Origin of the sequence: Bradyrhizobium sp. 930_D9_N1_4, from assembly GCF_052076015.1 — a bacterium.
Lineage (GTDB): Bacteria > Pseudomonadota > Alphaproteobacteria > Rhizobiales > Xanthobacteraceae > Bradyrhizobium.
This window is the reverse complement of the sequence record NZ_CP197236.1, coordinates 3157585-3174423: the sequence shown is the minus strand read 5'-3', so window position 1 is coordinate 3174423 and position 16839 is coordinate 3157585. Positions and strand designations below refer to the sequence as shown.

The 16839-nt window shown below is 64.4% G+C and carries 15 protein-coding genes; 9 read left to right on the top strand and 6 right to left on the bottom strand.

All coding sequences use genetic code 11. The features are described from left to right. Positions 1 to 5: 5 nt before the first annotated feature. Positions 6 to 1025, bottom strand: a complete 1020-nt coding sequence (locus AB7532_RS14555; RefSeq protein WP_441235463.1) for a transporter — start codon at positions 1023 to 1025, stop codon at positions 6 to 8. Between the two features lie 108 nt (positions 1026 to 1133). Continuing rightward, positions 1134 to 1916 carry an acetoacetate decarboxylase gene (locus AB7532_RS14550; protein ID WP_441235462.1) on the bottom strand — a complete coding sequence of 261 codons (783 nt, stop codon included), beginning with the start codon at positions 1914 to 1916 and terminating at the stop codon, positions 1134 to 1136. A gap of 200 nt (positions 1917 to 2116) precedes the next feature. Between AB7532_RS14550 and AB7532_RS14545 the strand changes: the two genes are divergently transcribed. Further along, positions 2117 to 3292, top strand: a complete 1176-nt coding sequence (locus tag AB7532_RS14545) for a patatin-like phospholipase family protein (RefSeq protein WP_441235461.1) — start codon at positions 2117 to 2119, stop codon at positions 3290 to 3292. Positions 3293 to 3520: 228 nt separating this feature from the next. On the opposite strand, the gene AB7532_RS14540 is transcribed toward AB7532_RS14545, so the two are convergent. From AB7532_RS14540 to AB7532_RS14530, 3 genes are read right to left on the bottom strand one after another with little or no spacing between them, the layout of a single operon-like run. Then, a complete protein-coding gene (locus tag AB7532_RS14540) occupies positions 3521 to 4174 on the bottom strand; it encodes a TadE/TadG family type IV pilus assembly protein (protein ID WP_441235460.1) in 654 nt (217 codons plus the stop codon). After that, a complete protein-coding gene (locus tag AB7532_RS14535; protein ID WP_441235459.1) occupies positions 4174 to 4731 on the bottom strand; it encodes a TadE/TadG family type IV pilus assembly protein in 558 nt (185 codons plus the stop codon). Before AB7532_RS14535 ends, AB7532_RS14540 begins: the two co-directional genes overlap by 1 nt. Positions 4732 to 4741: 10 nt before the next feature. Then, positions 4742 to 6169 carry a TadE/TadG family type IV pilus assembly protein gene (locus AB7532_RS14530; protein ID WP_441235458.1) on the bottom strand — a complete coding sequence of 476 codons (1428 nt, stop codon included), beginning with the start codon at positions 6167 to 6169 and terminating at the stop codon, positions 4742 to 4744. A gap of 385 nt (positions 6170 to 6554) precedes the next feature. Here AB7532_RS14530 and AB7532_RS14525 point away from each other — a divergent pair, with 385 nt between their 5' ends. Then, a complete protein-coding gene (locus AB7532_RS14525; protein WP_441235457.1) occupies positions 6555 to 8057 on the top strand; it encodes an FAD-dependent oxidoreductase in 1503 nt (500 codons plus the stop codon). 29 nt (positions 8058 to 8086) lie between these two features. On the opposite strand, the gene AB7532_RS14520 is transcribed toward AB7532_RS14525, so the two are convergent. Further along, the gene (locus AB7532_RS14520; protein WP_441235456.1) at positions 8087 to 8581 is read right to left on the bottom strand and encodes a hypothetical protein; all 495 of its coding nucleotides are present in this window, start codon (positions 8579 to 8581) and stop codon (positions 8087 to 8089) included. Between the two features lie 193 nt (positions 8582 to 8774). On the opposite strand from AB7532_RS14520, the gene AB7532_RS14515 reads away from it, so the two are divergent. The 7 genes from AB7532_RS14515 (at position 8775) to AB7532_RS14485 (ending at position 16828) form a co-directional block, all read left to right on the top strand. Further along, a complete protein-coding gene (locus AB7532_RS14515; protein WP_441235455.1) occupies positions 8775 to 10250 on the top strand; it encodes an FAD-binding oxidoreductase in 1476 nt (491 codons plus the stop codon). Between the two features lie 142 nt (positions 10251 to 10392). Continuing rightward, positions 10393 to 10893 (top strand): sigma-70 family RNA polymerase sigma factor, encoded by a 501-nt coding sequence (locus AB7532_RS14510; RefSeq protein ID WP_441235454.1) that lies wholly within the window; start codon positions 10393 to 10395, stop codon positions 10891 to 10893. 103 nt (positions 10894 to 10996) lie between these two features. Next, positions 10997 to 11953, top strand: coding sequence for a FecR family protein (locus AB7532_RS14505; protein ID WP_441235453.1), 957 nt, complete (start codon positions 10997 to 10999; stop codon positions 11951 to 11953). A gap of 179 nt (positions 11954 to 12132) precedes the next feature. After that, positions 12133 to 14529, top strand: a complete 2397-nt coding sequence (locus AB7532_RS14500; protein ID WP_441235452.1) for a TonB-dependent siderophore receptor — start codon at positions 12133 to 12135, stop codon at positions 14527 to 14529. Positions 14530 to 14576: 47 nt separating this feature from the next. After that, complete coding sequence (gene exbB / locus AB7532_RS14495; RefSeq protein WP_441239279.1) at positions 14577 to 15473, top strand: tonB-system energizer ExbB; 897 nt, start codon at positions 14577 to 14579, stop codon at positions 15471 to 15473. Between the two features lie 3 nt (positions 15474 to 15476). Beyond that, complete coding sequence (gene exbD / locus AB7532_RS14490) at positions 15477 to 15947, top strand: TonB system transport protein ExbD (RefSeq protein ID WP_441235451.1); 471 nt, start codon at positions 15477 to 15479, stop codon at positions 15945 to 15947. Beyond that, on the top strand, positions 15944 to 16828 hold the full coding sequence (locus tag AB7532_RS14485; RefSeq protein WP_441235450.1) for a TonB family protein: 885 nt from the start codon (positions 15944 to 15946) through the stop codon (positions 16826 to 16828). The genes exbD and AB7532_RS14485 overlap by 4 nt, the downstream gene beginning before the upstream one ends. Positions 16829 to 16839 lie beyond the last annotated feature (11 nt).

Sequence of the window (16839 nt, the reverse complement as noted above, 5' to 3'; positions counted from 1 at the left end):
GCACGCTATTTCTTGAAAATGCCCGTACGCCGCATGAACAGATAGGCCGCACCAACTGACGACGCCATCAACAGCGCTGCCACGAGAAATCCGCTCTCCACATCGGTGAGCGGCAGGCCTTTCGTGTTCATACCAAAAATGCCGGTGATCAGGGTCGGCGGCAGCAGCAGCGAGGTCACGATGGAGAGCGTGTGGAGGTGGCGGTTGCTCTCCTCCTCGTTCTTGAAGCGCAGCTCCTCCTCAAGCAGGCGGCTGCGCTCGCGCAGTTCGACGATGTCGTGGTCGAGCCCGTCGAGCCGCTGCGCCAGCTTGCCGGCGTGGATGCGCAAGGCGGATGAGAGATGGTCCGTGTTCTTCTGGTCCAGGCGATGGAACAGCACGCGCAGGCCTGTGAGCTGGCGATGCAGCCGGACGCAGGTGCGGCGGAGACGGCCGAGATTGCGGCGCATCTCCGGCTGGGCGTCGTCGGCCAAAATCCGTTCCTCGATGCAGTCGATCTCCTGGCCGAGATTGTCGGCCATGCGATCCAAGGTGTCGGCGACCTCGTCGACGATCTTTTCCAGGAGATGGGCGACATTGTCGACGCGGTAGCCGCCTTCGAGCACGCGCCGCGTCGCGTCCGCCGAGCACAGCGCCTGGTGCCGGCCGCTGACGAGGAGGTGCTCGGTCATGGCGAAACTGAGAAACGCGGTCTCCTCCGTCGCGCTGTCGATGTCGCGCACGAGATCGGAGAACACGCCGTAAACGCAGTGGTCGATGACGTGAAGCTGCTGGAACGTGTCGTTCGACAGCAGCAGCTCGCGCGCGAGCGGCGGCAACGTCGATCCCGCGATCCACGGGCGTACGCGCGCATCGGTCAGGTTGAAATGCAGCCAGAGCCGGCCGTCATGGCTGAACTCGATCGGCTGGTCGATCGGAAGCGGCTCGGCGCTGCCGTCGGCGTGCAGGCGAAACGCCCAGACGAGGCCGGGAATGGCGGACTCGGCATTCGCTATCGTGCTGACAAGCTTTGCCGCTTCAGCCATGGCCACCCCACCCGTCAACACATCCCCAATCCGGAAGGCGGCCGACAGCGCCTTCCAGATCCATTCGGGTACTCAATTACGGCTTTGTTACAGTTTCATGATGGCGCCCTACTCCGCCGCCATCCCCGTCGCCGCCACGGCTTCCGCTTCCTTGACATAGTCGTGCACGACGCGGCCGAACGGGAGCGTCAGGTCGGCGATATAATGGTGCGCACCGAGGCAGCGGCGAACCGGGAAATCGGCGACCGGCGCATTGACGTGCGGCACCAGATGCAGCCGGCCCGGCCCCATCCAGGAGCCTTTCGGCACGATGTCGACGAGGTTGATCGCGACCAGCTGGCAGATCTCGAGCCGGCCGTCGACACCGGGAATCATCTTCAGATTGATCTGCGTCTTCGACAGCGTGGCGCGGGTGAGATCGCCGTTGCCGGCCATGCTCTCGTGCTTGTAGCCCATCGTGCCCATGGCGACTTGCTGGCCCGCATATTCCAGCGTGCCCGTCAGGGTGTCCTTGACGATCTCGAGCTTGGGATGGGCGTATTTCTTGGGAAATCCCCAGATCTCGCGGCCGGCGGCGATCGGCGGATCGTCGTCCAGATACATCTGCGAGACGAAATTGACGTCCTCGCCGTGCAGGCGCGCGGGGATGACGAGGCCGGACTCGGTGTAGCTGCCGAAGCCGGAGGAGTCCGGCATCTTGATCCATTCGTAATGCACGATCGGCTGGTCGATTGGCTCCAGCGGCTCGGGCAGGCCGGCGCGGATCAGCTCCGGATCGGTCTCGTAGGTGATGACGAGGAATTCGCGGTTGACGAAGCGGTACGGCCCGGCTGGATAGCTCGGCCCGGCTGCCGGCATGGACGGAAGTCTCAGCACGTCTTCACTGCGCATCGCGGCTCTCCTGTGATCCCGTTCGGCCGGAATTGCTAGCGGCCGTCATTGACTGCGATGTGAAGGTTTTCCGTCAGGCACACGACCTCCTGCCTTTCCGCCGCGTCGGTCTGCATCGCCGGCAACGCATCGGCACCCGTCTTGTCATCACACCGTCACCACGTGACGCAATCGTTTCGGCTTACGCAGGAGACATCCCCATGGACGCCCGCACGCCGCAATCCGCTCATCAGACACATCAGCCCCCTTCCAAGGGCTGGCGGCCCGAGCGCTGCGATCGCGTCGCGCTGGTACTGCAAGGCGGCGGTGCGCTCGGCGCCTACCAGGCCGGCGTCTATCAGGCCCTGCACGAGGCCGGCATCGAGCCCGACTGGGTCTGCGGTGTTTCGATCGGTGCGATCAATTCAGCCATCATCGCCGGCAACAAGCCGGAGAGGCGGCTGGAGGCGCTGCGCATCTTCTGGGAGCGCATCACCAACCGCAAGATCTGGCACTACACGCCCGACGGCGACGTCTTCCGCCAGTGGCGCAACCTCTACAGCTCGTGGATGACGTCGGCGATGGGCCAGCCCGGCTTCTTCACCCCGCACCAGATGAACCCCTGGTTCAGCCCGGTCGGCGCGAAGACCGCGACCAGCTATTACGACACGATGCCGCTCAAGGAGAGCCTGCTCGAGCTCGTCGACTTCGATCTCATCAACGAGAAGAAGGTCCGCTTCGCGGTCGGCGCCGTGAACGTGCTGTCAGGCAACTTCATCTATTTCGACAATTCGCACGACGAGATCGAGCCAGAGCACATCATGGCCTCCGGCGCCCTGCCCCCGGCGTTGCCGATGGTGCGGATCGGCACCGATCATTTCTGGGACGGCGGCATCGTCTCCAACACGCCGCTCCAGCACCTGCTCGACCAGGAGGACGCGCTCAATTCGCTGGTGTTCCAGGTCGACCTGTTCAGCGCACGCGGCGTGCTGCCGCGCTCGATCCAGGACGTGATGGCCCGCCACAAGGACATCATGTATTCCTCGCGCACGCGCCACAACACCGACGTCTACCGCCGCACGCACAATCTCAAGGTCCTGGTCTACAAGGCGCTGACGAAAGTCCCGGACGAGCAACTCTCCGACGAGGACCGCAGCCTCAAGGCGAGCCTGCGCCGCATGCCGGAGATCGCGATCCTGCATCTGATCTATCAGCAGAAGGCCTACGAGGGCGACGCCAAGGACCACGAGTTCTCGGGCACCTCGATGCGCGAGCACTGGACCAGCGGCTACGAAGACACCAAGCGCACGCTGAAGCGCCGCGACTGGATCAAGATGCCGGACGAGGGCATGGGTCTGGTGGTGCACGACGTGCACCGGGAGACCGAGAGCGCGTAATTTTTGGGGCGCTCCAGACAATAAATTCGAAAACAACCCCATGCACAGTAGACGGGGCGTGGCGGATCAATGACTTACGTTTTCCCGAAGGAAATTTGACTCGTCGGGCAAAACAGGAGCATGATGTCACCATGCCGAACCTGCCCCGGCTCACCCCGCGAGCCATGGACAGAACCGCGGCCGCCTGGCGTCGCCTTGACCGCGGCCGGCCGCAGTCGTGATCGGCGATCAGCAGGTCTTCTGCTGCAAATGCTGCACGCATGTGCAGGTCTTCGCCGCCGGATATTTCACGTCGTAATAGGGAAAGCTCGACGTGGCCGGGCTGTTCGTCGAGCAGCGCGGAAACAGATAGTAGCTGTCGCTCAGCGTCACCGTGCCGGCGATCGTGAAGCCGAGATTGGGTGCGTAGTCGTAGGACACCTCGCTCAGGATCAGCGAGATATTGGCATTGGTGGTGCTGGCCGGCGCGGTAAAGGACGACAGGGTCATCTGCTGGCCGACGGCTCTCGCCCCCGACGTGCTGGTCGACTTGCTCCATTGAACCGTCGCCTTGCCCGTCGAGTCGGTCGAGACTTCCGAGACCGTGATCGTCATCAGGGAGGTGCTGCCGTTCTTGACGGGATACGGCGCCATGATGGAGCTGGCAGCCGCAAGAATGCCGTCCATCTGGGTGGACGTCACCGCCGTGTTCTGCGAGATCATGTCGGCAACGCTGTGCGCGGTCGCGCTGACCTTGACGTTCATCGCCAGCCCGTTGCCGAGCTCGACGCCGCCGACATAGAGCACCAGCATGAACGGCGTCACGATGGCGAACTCCGTCGCCGCGATACCGCGAACATCGGCGAGGAAGTGCCGGGCGCGGGACGTCAGGGCGGAGATCATCAGGTGGCTCCTGGCTCGTTCTGGAACGCGGCGGACGACATCATCAGCCGGTTGCCGTTGGAGAGGTTCGAGAGATTGAAACCGAGCGGCCCGAGAACCACCGGCCAGACATACATGACGCGGAGAACGACGATGTCACCGGCATCGCCCGGATCGTACTGCCAGGTATTGGTGACTTTGCCCGAGCCATCGAAGGTCAGGCTGGGCGTGGCCGTGTTCGCGGAACTCCATGACGTCGCGACCTGCATGTCGACCATGATGCCGCTGCAATTGAACAGGATCACGATCTGGTCGCAGACCTTCTGCTTGAAAGCGGCCTGATTCATTTGCGCAGATTGAATCTGCCCGGTCATGACGAGGCGCGCTGATTGGCGCGCCACGGATTCGAGCGTTTGCTGGGCAAAGAAGACCAGAAACGTCTGCATGAGCGCAATGATGAGCGCGAGGAACGGCGCGGCGACGAGCGCGAACTCGACCGCCGTGGCGCCCCTGCTGTCGCGAGCGAACACAGCGCAGCGGCTGCGGCGCCTCTTCGTTGTTGCGATTGATCCGAGCATGGCCCCTTCCCTACTGCACGAGGCTGGCCGTGCTGGACGCAACCTTGATGAACAGGTTGGTCAGCGCCGTGGAAATGTCGCCACCCGTCTGCACGCTCGCATACAGGCCGGGCGATGCGCAGGATTGCAGCCGCGTCGCGATCGTGCCCGTGGACGAGGACGGATTGTTGAACTGCGCGATGCGGCTGTTGTACCAGCTGTCGGTCGTCAGTTGCAGATACTCGGTGTAGAGGACCGCGATGCGAATGCCGCGATTCTTGATCGTCGTGCAGATCGACGTGTCGAGCGCCTGCTGGCAGCGCACGGTCGTGCTGCTGCCGGTCGGAAGCGGATAGGTGGCAGCCGCGTCGCAGGTGCCGGGCTTCGGCATCAGCTTGTCTTCGACGCCGTCCGTGACGAGGAAGACCACTTCCTGCGGCGTATCGCCCGCCTGATTGGTGCCGGTGCCCGGCGCAGGCATCACAGTGTTGACGCCCGTGAGCCCGCCCGAGATATCCGTGCCGTAGTCGGTGGAGTAGACGCAGGTGCCGTTGCTGGCGGTAATGATGCAATTCTGGTGGTCGACCGTCATGAGCTGGATGTTGGCGATCTTGGTGGCGGCGGTGTCCGGGGTGGTCAGCGTCTGGATGGTGTTGAGGGCATAGTCGAAGGTGTAGAGGGCCGCCTTGTAGGTGGTGTTGTTGAGCGCCGACATGCACTGCATGACGCCGCCCGTCACACCCGATTGCGGGCACGTCCACGGTCCCTTGAGCAATTGCGTGACGGCATTCTGCACGAGATCGATGCGGAGCGTGATGTTGCTCGCGCGTGCGATCGTGAGGTTGTCCTTGGTCGACGCACTGGCGCCGCTGTCCTTCTGGGGGTTCGTCTCATGGCACGCGAACGCGCAATTTTTCGAACCCGAAGGCTGGTTTTTCGTGGCCGCGATCATGTTGGTGATGTCGGTCTGCGTTGCCGCGATCGCCATCGACGGCGAGTCGTCCAGCAGCAGGTAGAAATTCATGTTGGGCGCGCTCGACGCCTTCGCCGTCGCAGAGCCGGCGACGTCCCAGTTCTGCTTGCCGAGGACGCTGGGGAAGTTGTTGATGGACTGCGCGGCGTAAGCGACCGTGATGGTCCGAGCGAGCCCGGAATCCGTGACGGTGATCGTCGGCGTGGGCGTCGCAACCAAGCCGGCGAGATTTGCCTTCGCTGCAAAGACGGCTGCCGCGGTAGCCTTGACGGTATCGGTGTTGGTCTGGGTCAGCATCGCGGGCCTCACGGCCGCGATCGCGGCCGCGTCGGCGGCGGCGTTCAACTGCTCCCGCTTGCGCACCGCCTGCGTGTAGTCGAGCGTCATGCCGAGCAGAAAGATGATCGGAACCATCATGAGCGCGAAGATGACGGCGATGTTGGCCTTCCGGTCCCTTGCGAAACGGAGCATTAGCCGGCGGAGCATGACCTTCATCCTGATTGCCGTCGTGGCGGCAGAAAACACTTCCCTGAATTCATTTTTGATCGGGGGAGACAGCGAGATAGATGCAGCCGATCGCCACCCGTCACTGGCCTGAATATGGATATGGCCTTCTTAATCAACACTTACGGGCAATCCAGAAACAGGGATCGCAACAGAGCGGGATGTGCCAAATCGAGAGGACATCATTAACGTCGCTTAAACACGGTCGTCGAGATCGGGGGGCATGAGGCTTCCGGAGGGGCAGATGCAGGGCGCCGCCGCCCCTCGTGCCCAAAGGTGGTCGCCGCCAGAATGTCGCACCCGGTGGAAGCGGCCGTAGGAACCTCGTCCGCGAAGATGGCGTTCTCCTCGATCGGAGAGCGGCCAAATGACCAGCAATTCCCTATGGATGGATACCCTCGTGATGCCCGCGGCGGGTTCGCTGGGCGGCGACGCCCAATGCGATGTGGCCGTGATCGGCTCCGGCATCGCCGGCATTTCGACGGCCTATGAGCTTTGCAAGCGCGGCAAGTCGGTGATGGTCATCGATCGCGGGCGCATCTCAGGCGGCATGACGTCTCGGACCTCCGCGCATCTTGCGCCGCTCTGCGACGACCTGGTCAGCGAGATGACGAAGATCAAGGGTATTGAGGCAACCCGGCTGTTTTGCGAAAGCCAGGCCGCCGCTGTCGACCGGATCGAGGCGGTGCAGAAACAGGAAGCGATCGACTGCGACTTCCGCAGGCTCGACGGCTATCTGTTCCAGGGCCGGGACATGCCGGCGGACGTGATCGACCAGGAGATGGACGCCGTGCGCGCGGTCGGCGCCGCGGTCCATCGTCTGGTCGGCGTCCCCTTCAGCGGATGCGAGCATCGCCATGTCCTGCGCTATCCGCGTCAGGCCACCTTCCACCCGCTCAAATATCTCGCAGGCGTCGCCAAGGCCTGCCATGACCGCGGCGTTCAGTTTTTTCGGGACAGTCCGGTCGACGAGGTCATCGAGGACGGCGGCGGCGTGCTGGTCAAAACCGCGCGCGGACGGATCGTGGCCCGGCACGCCGTCGTCGCAACCAACTCGTCGATCTCGGATCGTTTCGCCATTCACACCAAGACCGCGCCCTACCGCACTTACGTCATCGCATTCGCGATCCCGCGTGGCGCCTTGCCCGATGCGCTCTACTGGGACACCGAAGAGCCCTATCACTATGTGCGGCTCCAGCCCGGAGCGGACAAGCTCGACTATTTGCTGGTCGGCGGCGAGGATCACAAGAGCGGACAGGCCGATGACGCAGCCGAGCGCTTCGCCCGGCTGGAAGCCTGGGCAAGAGAGTTGATCCCGGCCCTCGGCGAGGAGACCCACCGCTGGTCGGGTCAGGTGCTCGACACCGTCGATTATGCGGGCTTCATCGGACGCGATCCAGGCTGCAAGAACATCTACATCGCCATGGGCGATTCCGGGCAAGGCCTGACGCATGGCGTCGCGGGAGCGATGCTGAACACGGCGCTGATCATGGGCGAGACGCATCCCTGGCAGGAGCTCTACGAGCCGGGTCGTGTCCCCCTCAAGGCTGCGAAGAACTTCGTCATGGAGAACAGCACGGCGGTCAAGAACTTCGCCGAATACATTGCGCCCGGAGAGATTTCCTCCGTGGACGATTTGAAACGCGGACAGGGCGCCATCCTTCGTCGCGGCCTCGACAAGATCGCCGCCTACCGCGACGAGCGCGGCGAGCTGCACCTCAATTCCGCGGCGTGCAGTCACGTCGGCTGCCATCTCCACTGGAACAGTTTCGAGACGTGCTGGGATTGTCCCTGCCATGGCTCCATGTTCGACATCGAGGGGGTGCCGATCAATGCGCCTGCCGTCGGCCGATTGAAACGCGTGGACTGATTTGCGCCCGGACGCGAGGATGCTGGCGTCTACTTCGCGTCCTTGTTCAGTTCGATCGCGACCTCCGACATCCAGGATCCCGGCGCTTCCATCAGGAACGACTGATGATTGCTCCTGGTCTGGATCGTCACCAGCGCAGCCACGGTGTTGCCTTCGATGCGCGCCTCGATCAAGCCGTCCTTGTTGGTGCCGTAGACCTTGCCGCCCTGCCGGTACTCGCTCTCGAACCAGTTGCCCGACAGCTCCGTTCCGCTCTGATCGATGTTTGCGGACAGGACCATCTTGTACGCGTCGCTCGCACAGCGCAGATCGAGGGTCACGGAACGTCCGGGCTTGGTGATGTTGTAGGCCACCTTGCAACGGACCTTTTCACGCGGGCCGTCCGACGGTTTCATCGTGCCGGTGCCCGACCATGTGCCGCCCAGGCTGTCGAACACCGGCTCTGCGCACACCGGATTCATGCTTGCGAGCACCCAGCAGGCCGCGCTTGCGCCGAGGCGTACCACCCAAGAGTTCAATCGCATTCCGCCAATCCTGCTCCATGGAAATCCGGCCCCTCCTAGACCGCGACAGCCGCAAGATGTTGGCGAAGATGTTGAGAAATGTTGCGGGACATTGTCCTGGTGTTGCCGATAGACTTCGCGGCACAAACGTGGACAATGGCCTCAAGCGCTTCGCGCGCGCAGTGCACACCAAGATGCGCCAGGGGGAAACAAGATGCCGGCTGCCTTCCCGTCCTCCGTCCCCACCATCCCGACCGCTCCCTTGACCGCCCCGATGCGCGATGCGTTGCGTGCGATCGTGGGCGAGAAGGGTCTGATCGAGGACGAGCACGGCATGCAGCCGTTCGTGACCGACTGGCGCGGCTTGCTGGTTGGCGGTGCCGGCGCCGTCGTCCGCCCCGGCAGCACCGACGAGGTCGCAAAGGTGGTCCGGCTCTGCCATGAGCACGGCGTCGCGATCGTGCCGCAGGGCGGCAACACCGGCCTGATGGGTGGCGCCACGCCGTGGCCCGCGCATACCGGCATCGTGCTGTCGCTGGCCCGCATGAACCGCGTGCTCGACGTCGATCCCGTCGGCTATTCCATGACAGTCGAGGCCGGCTGCGTGCTCCAAACGCTTCAGGACACCGCGAGCCAGCACGACAGGTTCCTGCCGCTCAGCCTCGGGGCCCAGGGCTCGTGCATGATCGGCGGCAACCTCTCGACCAACGCCGGCGGCGTGCAGGTGCTGCGCTATGGCAATGCCCGCAATCTCGTGCTGGGGCTCGAGGTCGTATTGCCCAATGGCGATGTCTGGGACGGCTTGCGCGCGCTGAAGAAGGACAACACGGGCTATGACTTGAAACACCTCTTCATGGGCGCCGAGGGCACGCTCGGCATCATCACCAAGGCCGTCCTCAAGCTGTGGCCGGCGCCCAAGGATGTCTGCACCGCGTGGCTGGCGATCCGCGATCCCCGTGCGGCGCTGGAGATCCTGTCCGACGCACATGCGGCGTCCGAGGACAATGTCGGTTCCTGCGAGCTGATGAGCCGCGGCGCCATCGACATGATCCTGCGCCACATTCCCGGCGTCCAGGACCCGTTGAAGGCGGACACGCCATGGTACCTGCTGCTCGAATGGTCGTCCGCACGCCCGCGCCGGGACGGCACCGAGGGCATGTCCGAGAAGATGGAGCAATTCCTCGCCGATCAGCTCGAGGCCGGTCGCGTGCTCGATGCGACGATCGGACACTCGGTCGGTCAATCCCGCAACATGTGGCGCATCCGCGAGGGTGCCGCCGCGGCATCGCGGGCCGAAGGACCGGGGCTCAGCTTTGACGTGTCGGTGGCGATCTCCAGAATTCCCGAGTTCATCGACAAGGGGCTCAAGGCCGTGCTCGATATCCTCCCGAGCATTCGCCCCTACCCTTTGGGGCATATCGGCGACGGCAATCTGCATTTCTCGTTCATGGGACCGCAAGGCATGGATCAGCAGACGCTGGACCAATACACCGCCGCCATTACGCGGGCCGTGAACGATCTCATCACCTCGATGGGCGGCTCGATCTCGGCGGAGCACGGCATCGGCATCGACAAGCTCGACGAGCTCAGTCACTACCGCTCGAAGACCGAGCTCGACATCATGCGCACCATCAAGCGTGCGCTCGATCCTGAGAATATCATGAATCCCGGCAAGGTGCTGCGGGTGTGACGGACGCCGCGCAACAAGCTTGGAACGAGTCTAGATCATTGCTGTTGCAGGCAAATTTCAGAACCACTATGCCTTGATGATGGCTTGGCGGGGTCGCTCGGGTGCCCCGCTCGGTGCAAAACGCCATTGCAAGGCGCGACCGATGTGGAACATCCAGAGGCTCTTCACGCGCCACGCCCGGGAAATCGATCGCTTCCTGCGCCGCCGTGGTCACACGCCCGAGACGGCCGCCGATCTCACGCAGGACACGTTCCTGCGCGTTCTCGCAACGCCTCCAGCCGAAAACGCGACAAACTCCAATCCGCGCGCCTATCTGTTTCAGGTCTCGCGCAGCCTCAGCAGCAATCATCGCCGGCGTGAGCGACTGATCGAGACGATGGATGTCGACGGCGACGAGGCGATGCGGGTGCCCGACCCCACCCCCTCGCCCGAAGCCATCGTCTATTCCCGCCAGTGCCTGCAACAGACGAGGCACGCGCTGGACGAATTGCCGGCGCGGACGCGGCGGGCCTTCGAAATGCACCGGCTGGGCGAACGCACACTCGCCGAGGTCGCCCAGGAGCTGGGGATTTCGACCACCCGGAGTTGGGCCCTGATTCGCGAGGCTTATCAGCATCTTCTGGTGCGCGTCGGCGAACTCTGAATTCTTTCCCGCTCGACCGAAAATTCGTCCCGCTCGATTGTAGTAAGAGGAGGCAAGACCCTGCGGTCGCCGCCCGGCGCCCCGCCCAAGGACCTTTGATCGGATGAACGACGCGGAGCCAGACCAGCAGCGGCTGCTCGACGAGGCCATCGACCTCGTCATCCGATTGCAGAACGATCCCGAAAACGAGGTCGTGCTGGACATGATCCGCGCCTGGCGTGCCCGCAGCCCGGCGCATCAGCAGGCCTGGAGCCGCGTCGCACGCGCCCACGGCGCCAGCGGAAAGATTCTGGAAGCCAGACGCCGCAGCGAACGGCGGCAAAACCTCGGTTTGTCCAGGCGTAACCTCGTGATCGGCGGGCTCGTGAGCGCCGGTGCGGCCGCGGCCGGCTATGCCGTGCTGCCGGACGTCCTGGTCCGGTCGCGCGCCGACGTCATGACCGCCAAAGCCGAGACACGCCGCGTCGAGCTGCCTGACGGCAGCATCGCGACGCTGGGACCGGTCAGTGCACTCGCGCTCGATTTCAATGCAGTGGCACGCCGCCTCGAACTGCTGTCGGGCATGGCGTTTTTCGAGGTTGCGCGCGAGGCGCAGCGGCCCTTCGTCGTCGCGGCGCAAAACCTGACGTCGACGGCGCGGGACGCCGCCTTCGAGGTTTTCGACGATGCCGGCGTTCTCAGCGTCTCGGTCGAGCGCGGCGCAGTCGAGCTGCGCGCTCCGGCCTTCACATCTGATGGTCCGATGAATGCGAAGGAATGGCTGACGTTCGATCCGTCCTCTCGCAAGGTGGATCGCGGCAACCGCGAGGCCGGCCAGATCGCGGTGTGGCGCGACAGATTGATCGTGGCGGAGCAGGATACCGTCTCCGCGCTCGTTGTACGGATCGGCCGCTGGATTCCTGGCCGGATCGTGATGGCCGATCCCTTCATCGGTGCACAGAAAGTCAGCGGCGTCTTCGACCTGACCCATCCGATGCGCGCGCTCGAAGCCGTGCTGCATCCGACCGGCGCGCAAGTGCGGCAGGTCTCGTCGTTCCTGACGGTGATCTCGCCGATCTAAAAACTTGTCTCAACCGGTGAAAAAGCAGCGCGCCCGTTTGTATCATTCATGGGACTGCGGCCTCGTCGTTCAGGCATGCAGCCCTTTTAGAATGATAATAAACGGGGCTGTCGATGGGGTACGAGACTGGGGCTTTCAAACACGTTCGCAAGAGACGGACGTCGCTCATCGCGTTGATGATGAGCACGATCGTTGCGACCGGCTTTGTCGGCGGCGTGACACCGGCGGCTGCACAAGGCCAATCTCAAATATCGTTCTCCGTACCCGCAGGTCCGTTGAGCCGCGCGCTGACCGCATTCGGTCGCCAGGCCGGATTGCAGGTGACTTTTCTGGCGTCCGTTGCGGCCGGGAAAACCTCGCCGGGATTGAGTGAAGCGGCAACGCCGGCACAGGCGCTAAGCCGGATCCTGCAGGGCACCGGCCTCACCTACAGCTTCACCAACGCCACGACGGTTGCGATCTCGCAGCCGGCGAGCGCCGCCGGCGGCGCGACCGTGGCCGGCGCCATCCAGCTCGACACCATCAATGTTCAGGGCAACGGCACCACGGGCTTCGTGGCAACGCAGACGCCGTCGGCGACAAAGACCCAGACGCCGGTGCTGGAAATTCCGCAATCAGTATCCACCGTGACGCGCGAGCAGATGGACGTGCAGAACGTCCAGACCCTGCGCCAGGCGATCCGCTATTCCCCGGGCGTCGTCGCAGAGCCGCGCGGCATCAACAGCCGGCTGGATTATCTCTACGTGCGCGGCTTCGGCCCGAGCGGCAACCAATATCTCGACGGCCTGCGCGTCATGTCCGGCGAGTTCGGCTTCCCGCAGGTCGATCCCTATTTCCTCGAGCAGGTCGACGTGCTGCGCGGTCCTTCCGCAACACTCTACGGACAGAGCCCTCCGGGCGGTCTCGTCAACATGGTCAGCAAGCGGCCGACCGAAGAGACCTTCCGGCAGGTCGATATCCAGGGCGGCACCTTCAACACCGGCCAGATCGGATTCGATTTTGGCGGCCCGGCCGATCCCGAGAAGAAGTGGCTGTACCGCGTCACGGGCCTCGGCTTCACCTCCGATACGCAGGTCGACAATGCGAAACAGCAGCGCGTCGCGATCCAGCCGATCGTGACCTGGCGGCCGAACGCTGCGACGTCGCTGACCATCATCGCCAATTACCAGAACGATCCGCACGCCGGCTTCTACAACAACCTGCCCGCCTTCGGCACGGCGCTGCCCAATCCCAACGGTGTCATTCCCAGGAGCTTCAATCCCGGCGATCCCAACTACAACAAGTTCGCGATCACGCAGGCCTCGATCGGATATCAGTTCGAGCACCGCTTCAACGACATGTTCCAGTTCCGCCAGAATGTCCGCTACATGCATGTCGACAGCGACGTCGCCTGGCTCTACGGCAGCGGATTGCTGGCCGATCGCAAGACCCTGTTCCGCTATGGCTATGGCGACAAGGAAAGTCTCAGCGCGCTGACGACGGACAGTCTCATGCAGGCCGATGTCCGCACTGGTCCGATATCCCATCGCATCATCGTCGGCGGCGACAGCCAGGTGAGCGACCTCGTCCAGCAATATGGATTCAATTTCGGCGTTCCTACCATCAACGTGTTCGCGCCGGTCTACGGCGTCAACATCGTCAATCCGCTGCTCGGCCGCATCGATGCCAACCAGCAGCAGTATGGCATCTACGCCCAGGACCAGATGAAGTTCGACCGCTTCGTGCTGACCCTTGGCGCGCGCGAAGACTGGTACGAGACCAGGGCGCGGGACACCGGGACGCCGCAGAACGTCCCGAACGGCCAGCATCCGAGCTTCCGCGGCGGGCTGACCTATCTGTTCGACAACGGCATCGCGCCGTATGTGAGCTATTCCGAGTCGTTCCAGCCGACCGGCGCGACGGCTGGCATGACCGCCGACAAATCGCCACTCAAGCCGACGACGGGCCAGCAGATCGAAGGCGGCATCAAATACCAGCCGCCCGGCATGGCCGCCTTGTTCACGGCTGCGGTGTTCGACATCAAGCAGCAGAACGTCACGACCAAGGACCCGAACAACACCGCCTTCGTGGTCCAGACCGGAGAGGTCGAATCGAAAGGTTTCGAGCTCGAGGCGAAGGTGAATCTGACGCGGCAATTCAACCTCGCCGCCGCCTACACCTATCTCGACGTCAGGAACACCAAGAGCAACACCACGGCGCCCGGCATCTATGGCGGCACCTTCCTGACGCAGGGCCTGTGGCCGGTTTCGATTCCTCGCAACTCGGCCTCGCTCTGGGCCGACTATCTCTTCGACAACGGAACGCTGGCCGGGTTCAAGCTCGGCGGCGGCGTCCGCTATGTCGGCGAGACCTATGGCGACGCCGCGAACAGCTTCCAGGTCGCAGCGTTCACTGTCGCCGACGCCATGGCGAGTTACGACCTCGGTGCGACCCGTCCCCAGTTCAAGGGATTGGTTGCATCGGTCAACGCGACCAATCTGTTCGACAAATATTACGTGTCGGGCTGCGCAGCGTCGGTGGCCTGTTACTACGGCGCGGGACGAACCGTGATGACAAAGGTCAGCTATCGGTGGTGAGATTGCTCAATCGAAACTCTGGTCGCGCTGCCGTACATGCGTTGACGATCATCGCATTGATCGAATCCGGCTGCATCGTCGCGCATGCGCAGGACGTGCCGCCAGCCCCCCAGCCGGCGCAGATCGATCCGGGAAGTCCTGCAGCGATCCCCTCTCCGCCGATTCACGCAACGCCTGCTCCGGTGCGTCCTGACGGTGCACCGGCCCCCGTCGCGGCTTCGCTGCCGGACGATCTGTCGCCCTGGTCGATGTTCACCAATGCCGCCATCATCGTGAAGGCGGTGATGATCGGGCTCGCTCTCGCCTCGCTCGTGACCTGGACGATCTGGCTCGCCAAGGGAATCGAACTGATCGGCGCCAAGCGCCGGGCGCGAAGCGCTGCCCGCAAGCTCGAACGCGCCGACAGCCTCGCCGAGGCCACGCGCGAGATCCAGTCGGCCTGGACCCGGACCGGGCCGGTGGCCGATCTGCTCGAAGCCGCGCTGCGCGAGACCGGACGATCGGCCGATCTGTCGGCCGAGGGCGTGAAGGAGCGGCTTGCGATCGCCTTGTCACGCATCGAGGCGCGCGCCGGCCGCGCCATGGCCCGCGGCACCGGCCTGCTGGCGACGATCGGCGCGACCGCGCCTTTCGTCGGCCTGTTCGGCACGGTCTGGGGCATCATGAACTCCTTCATCGGCATCTCGAAGGCGCACACGACCAACCTCGCCGTGGTCGCGCCTGGAATCGCCGAAGCGCTGCTCGCCACGGCGATCGGGCTCGTCGCCGCCATTCCCGCCGTGATCCTCTACAACGTCTTCGTACGCGCGATTGCGGGATACCGCGCGCTGCTTTCGGACGCATCAGGCGAGATCCTCCAGCACGTGTCGCGCGATCTGGAACGGCAGGCGCGCGCGACCGCGGACAGCCCGGCCCGCGCAACGCTGATCAGCAGCAGGAGCTGAGGCGTGGCCGTCACCCTCAAAGACGCGCAGGATGGCGACCTCGTCGAGGTCTCCGACATCAACGTCACGCCGTTCATCGACGTGATCCTGGTGCTGCTCATCATCTTCATGGTGGCCGCACCGCTCTCGACCGTCGATGTCGCGGTCGACCTGCCGGTGTCCGCAACGCAGCCGCAGCAGCGCCCGGACAAGCCGGTATTCCTGACCGTGAAGAGCGATCTCTCCCTATGGCTCGGTGACAGCGCGGTCTCGCGCGAGGCACTGCAGGCGACGCTGGACCAGCGCACCGGCCAGGAACGGGACCAGCGCATCTTCCTGCGCGCCGACGGCGCCATCTCCTACAAGAACCTGATGGACGCCATGAACCTCCTGCGCGAGGCCGGCTACCTCAAGGTGGCGCTGGTCGCTCTCGAAGATTCGGCAAGCACGGGTGCACCGCCTCCAGCGCCCGCCGGCGCAGACGCGCGGCCATGATCGACTGGGGCGATGTTGACGGACGGCCGGAGCGCAGCGTCACCGCGCGGACCGCGATGCGCTGGGGATGTGCCGCGCTTTTCGTCGTTGCTGCACACGGCGCCGGCGCGTGGGCCGCCTTGAAATGGCAACCCATCGAAGCCATGCCGAGCCAGCCGCCGCCGGCGGTCATGATCGAGCGGGCGCCGCTCGCCGTCGCGCCTCCGACCCCGCAGCAGGAGGTCGCACCGGGCCCCGAGATGACGGAGTCGCAGCCGGAGCCAACGCCTGAGGCGCCGACGCCGGTCGAGGATGCGCCGCGCGATCCGACACCGCCCGATCCCCAGCAAATGGCGCAGGCCGACAAGCCCGAACAGCCCTCCGCATCGCCCGAAGTGACGCCGCCGGACCTGCCGAAGAAGGACAAGGCCGAGGCGGTTCTATCACCGCCGCCAAAGCAGCAAGAGGACAAGAAGCCTCCCCCCAAGGCGAGCGAGGCCGAGCGCAAGAAGCCGGTCGATCCGAACAAGCCGAGGCAGCGACAGACCACAGCCCCGACCGCGCAGGCGCGGATGGCCGACAGCGCAGCGGCACCGTCGTCCGGCGCGTCGTTCTCGTCGTCGGTATCGCCCGCGACATGGCGAGGCGAATTGATGGCCCATCTCAATCGCTACAAGCGCCTGCCACCCGGCGCGGCCGGCTCCGGCACCGCCTCCGTCGCCTTCACCATCAGCCGGACCGGTCAGGTGCTCTCCGCGCGGCTGATCGGCTCGTCGGGCGATCCTGTGCTCGACCAGGAGGCCACCGCCTTGCCGCGCCGGGCCAGTCCGGTGCCGGCGCCGCCGCCCAATGTCGGCGGGGCATCGGTCACGCTCACCGTGCCCATTCATTTCGGTTCCTAGCGATCCGACGA

Excerpts from the sequence above, each read along its gene's own strand:
- AB7532_RS14525 (WP_441235457.1), top strand. The coding sequence starts at position 6,555 with ATGACCAGCAATTCCCTATGGATGGATACCCTCGTGATGCCCGCGGCG.
- AB7532_RS14535 (WP_441235459.1), bottom strand. The coding sequence starts at position 4,731 with ATGCTCGGATCAATCGCAACAACGAAGAGGCGCCGCAGCCGCTGCGCT.
- AB7532_RS14540 (WP_441235460.1), bottom strand. The coding sequence starts at position 4,174 with ATGATCTCCGCCCTGACGTCCCGCGCCCGGCACTTCCTCGCCGATGTT.
- AB7532_RS14530 (WP_441235458.1), bottom strand. The coding sequence starts at position 6,169 with ATGCTCCGCCGGCTAATGCTCCGTTTCGCAAGGGACCGGAAGGCCAAC.
- AB7532_RS14545 (WP_441235461.1), top strand. The coding sequence starts at position 2,117 with ATGGACGCCCGCACGCCGCAATCCGCTCATCAGACACATCAGCCCCCT.
- AB7532_RS14485 (WP_441235450.1), top strand. The coding sequence starts at position 15,944 with ATGATCGACTGGGGCGATGTTGACGGACGGCCGGAGCGCAGCGTCACC.
- AB7532_RS14510 (WP_441235454.1), top strand. The coding sequence starts at position 10,393 with ATGTGGAACATCCAGAGGCTCTTCACGCGCCACGCCCGGGAAATCGAT.
- AB7532_RS14550 (WP_441235462.1), bottom strand. The coding sequence starts at position 1,916 with ATGCGCAGTGAAGACGTGCTGAGACTTCCGTCCATGCCGGCAGCCGGG.
- AB7532_RS14505 (WP_441235453.1), top strand. The coding sequence starts at position 10,997 with ATGAACGACGCGGAGCCAGACCAGCAGCGGCTGCTCGACGAGGCCATC.
- AB7532_RS14555 (WP_441235463.1), bottom strand. The coding sequence starts at position 1,025 with ATGGCTGAAGCGGCAAAGCTTGTCAGCACGATAGCGAATGCCGAGTCC.
- AB7532_RS14520 (WP_441235456.1), bottom strand. The coding sequence starts at position 8,581 with ATGCGATTGAACTCTTGGGTGGTACGCCTCGGCGCAAGCGCGGCCTGC.
- AB7532_RS14515 (WP_441235455.1), top strand. The coding sequence starts at position 8,775 with ATGCCGGCTGCCTTCCCGTCCTCCGTCCCCACCATCCCGACCGCTCCC.
- AB7532_RS14500 (WP_441235452.1), top strand. The coding sequence starts at position 12,133 with ATGAGCACGATCGTTGCGACCGGCTTTGTCGGCGGCGTGACACCGGCG.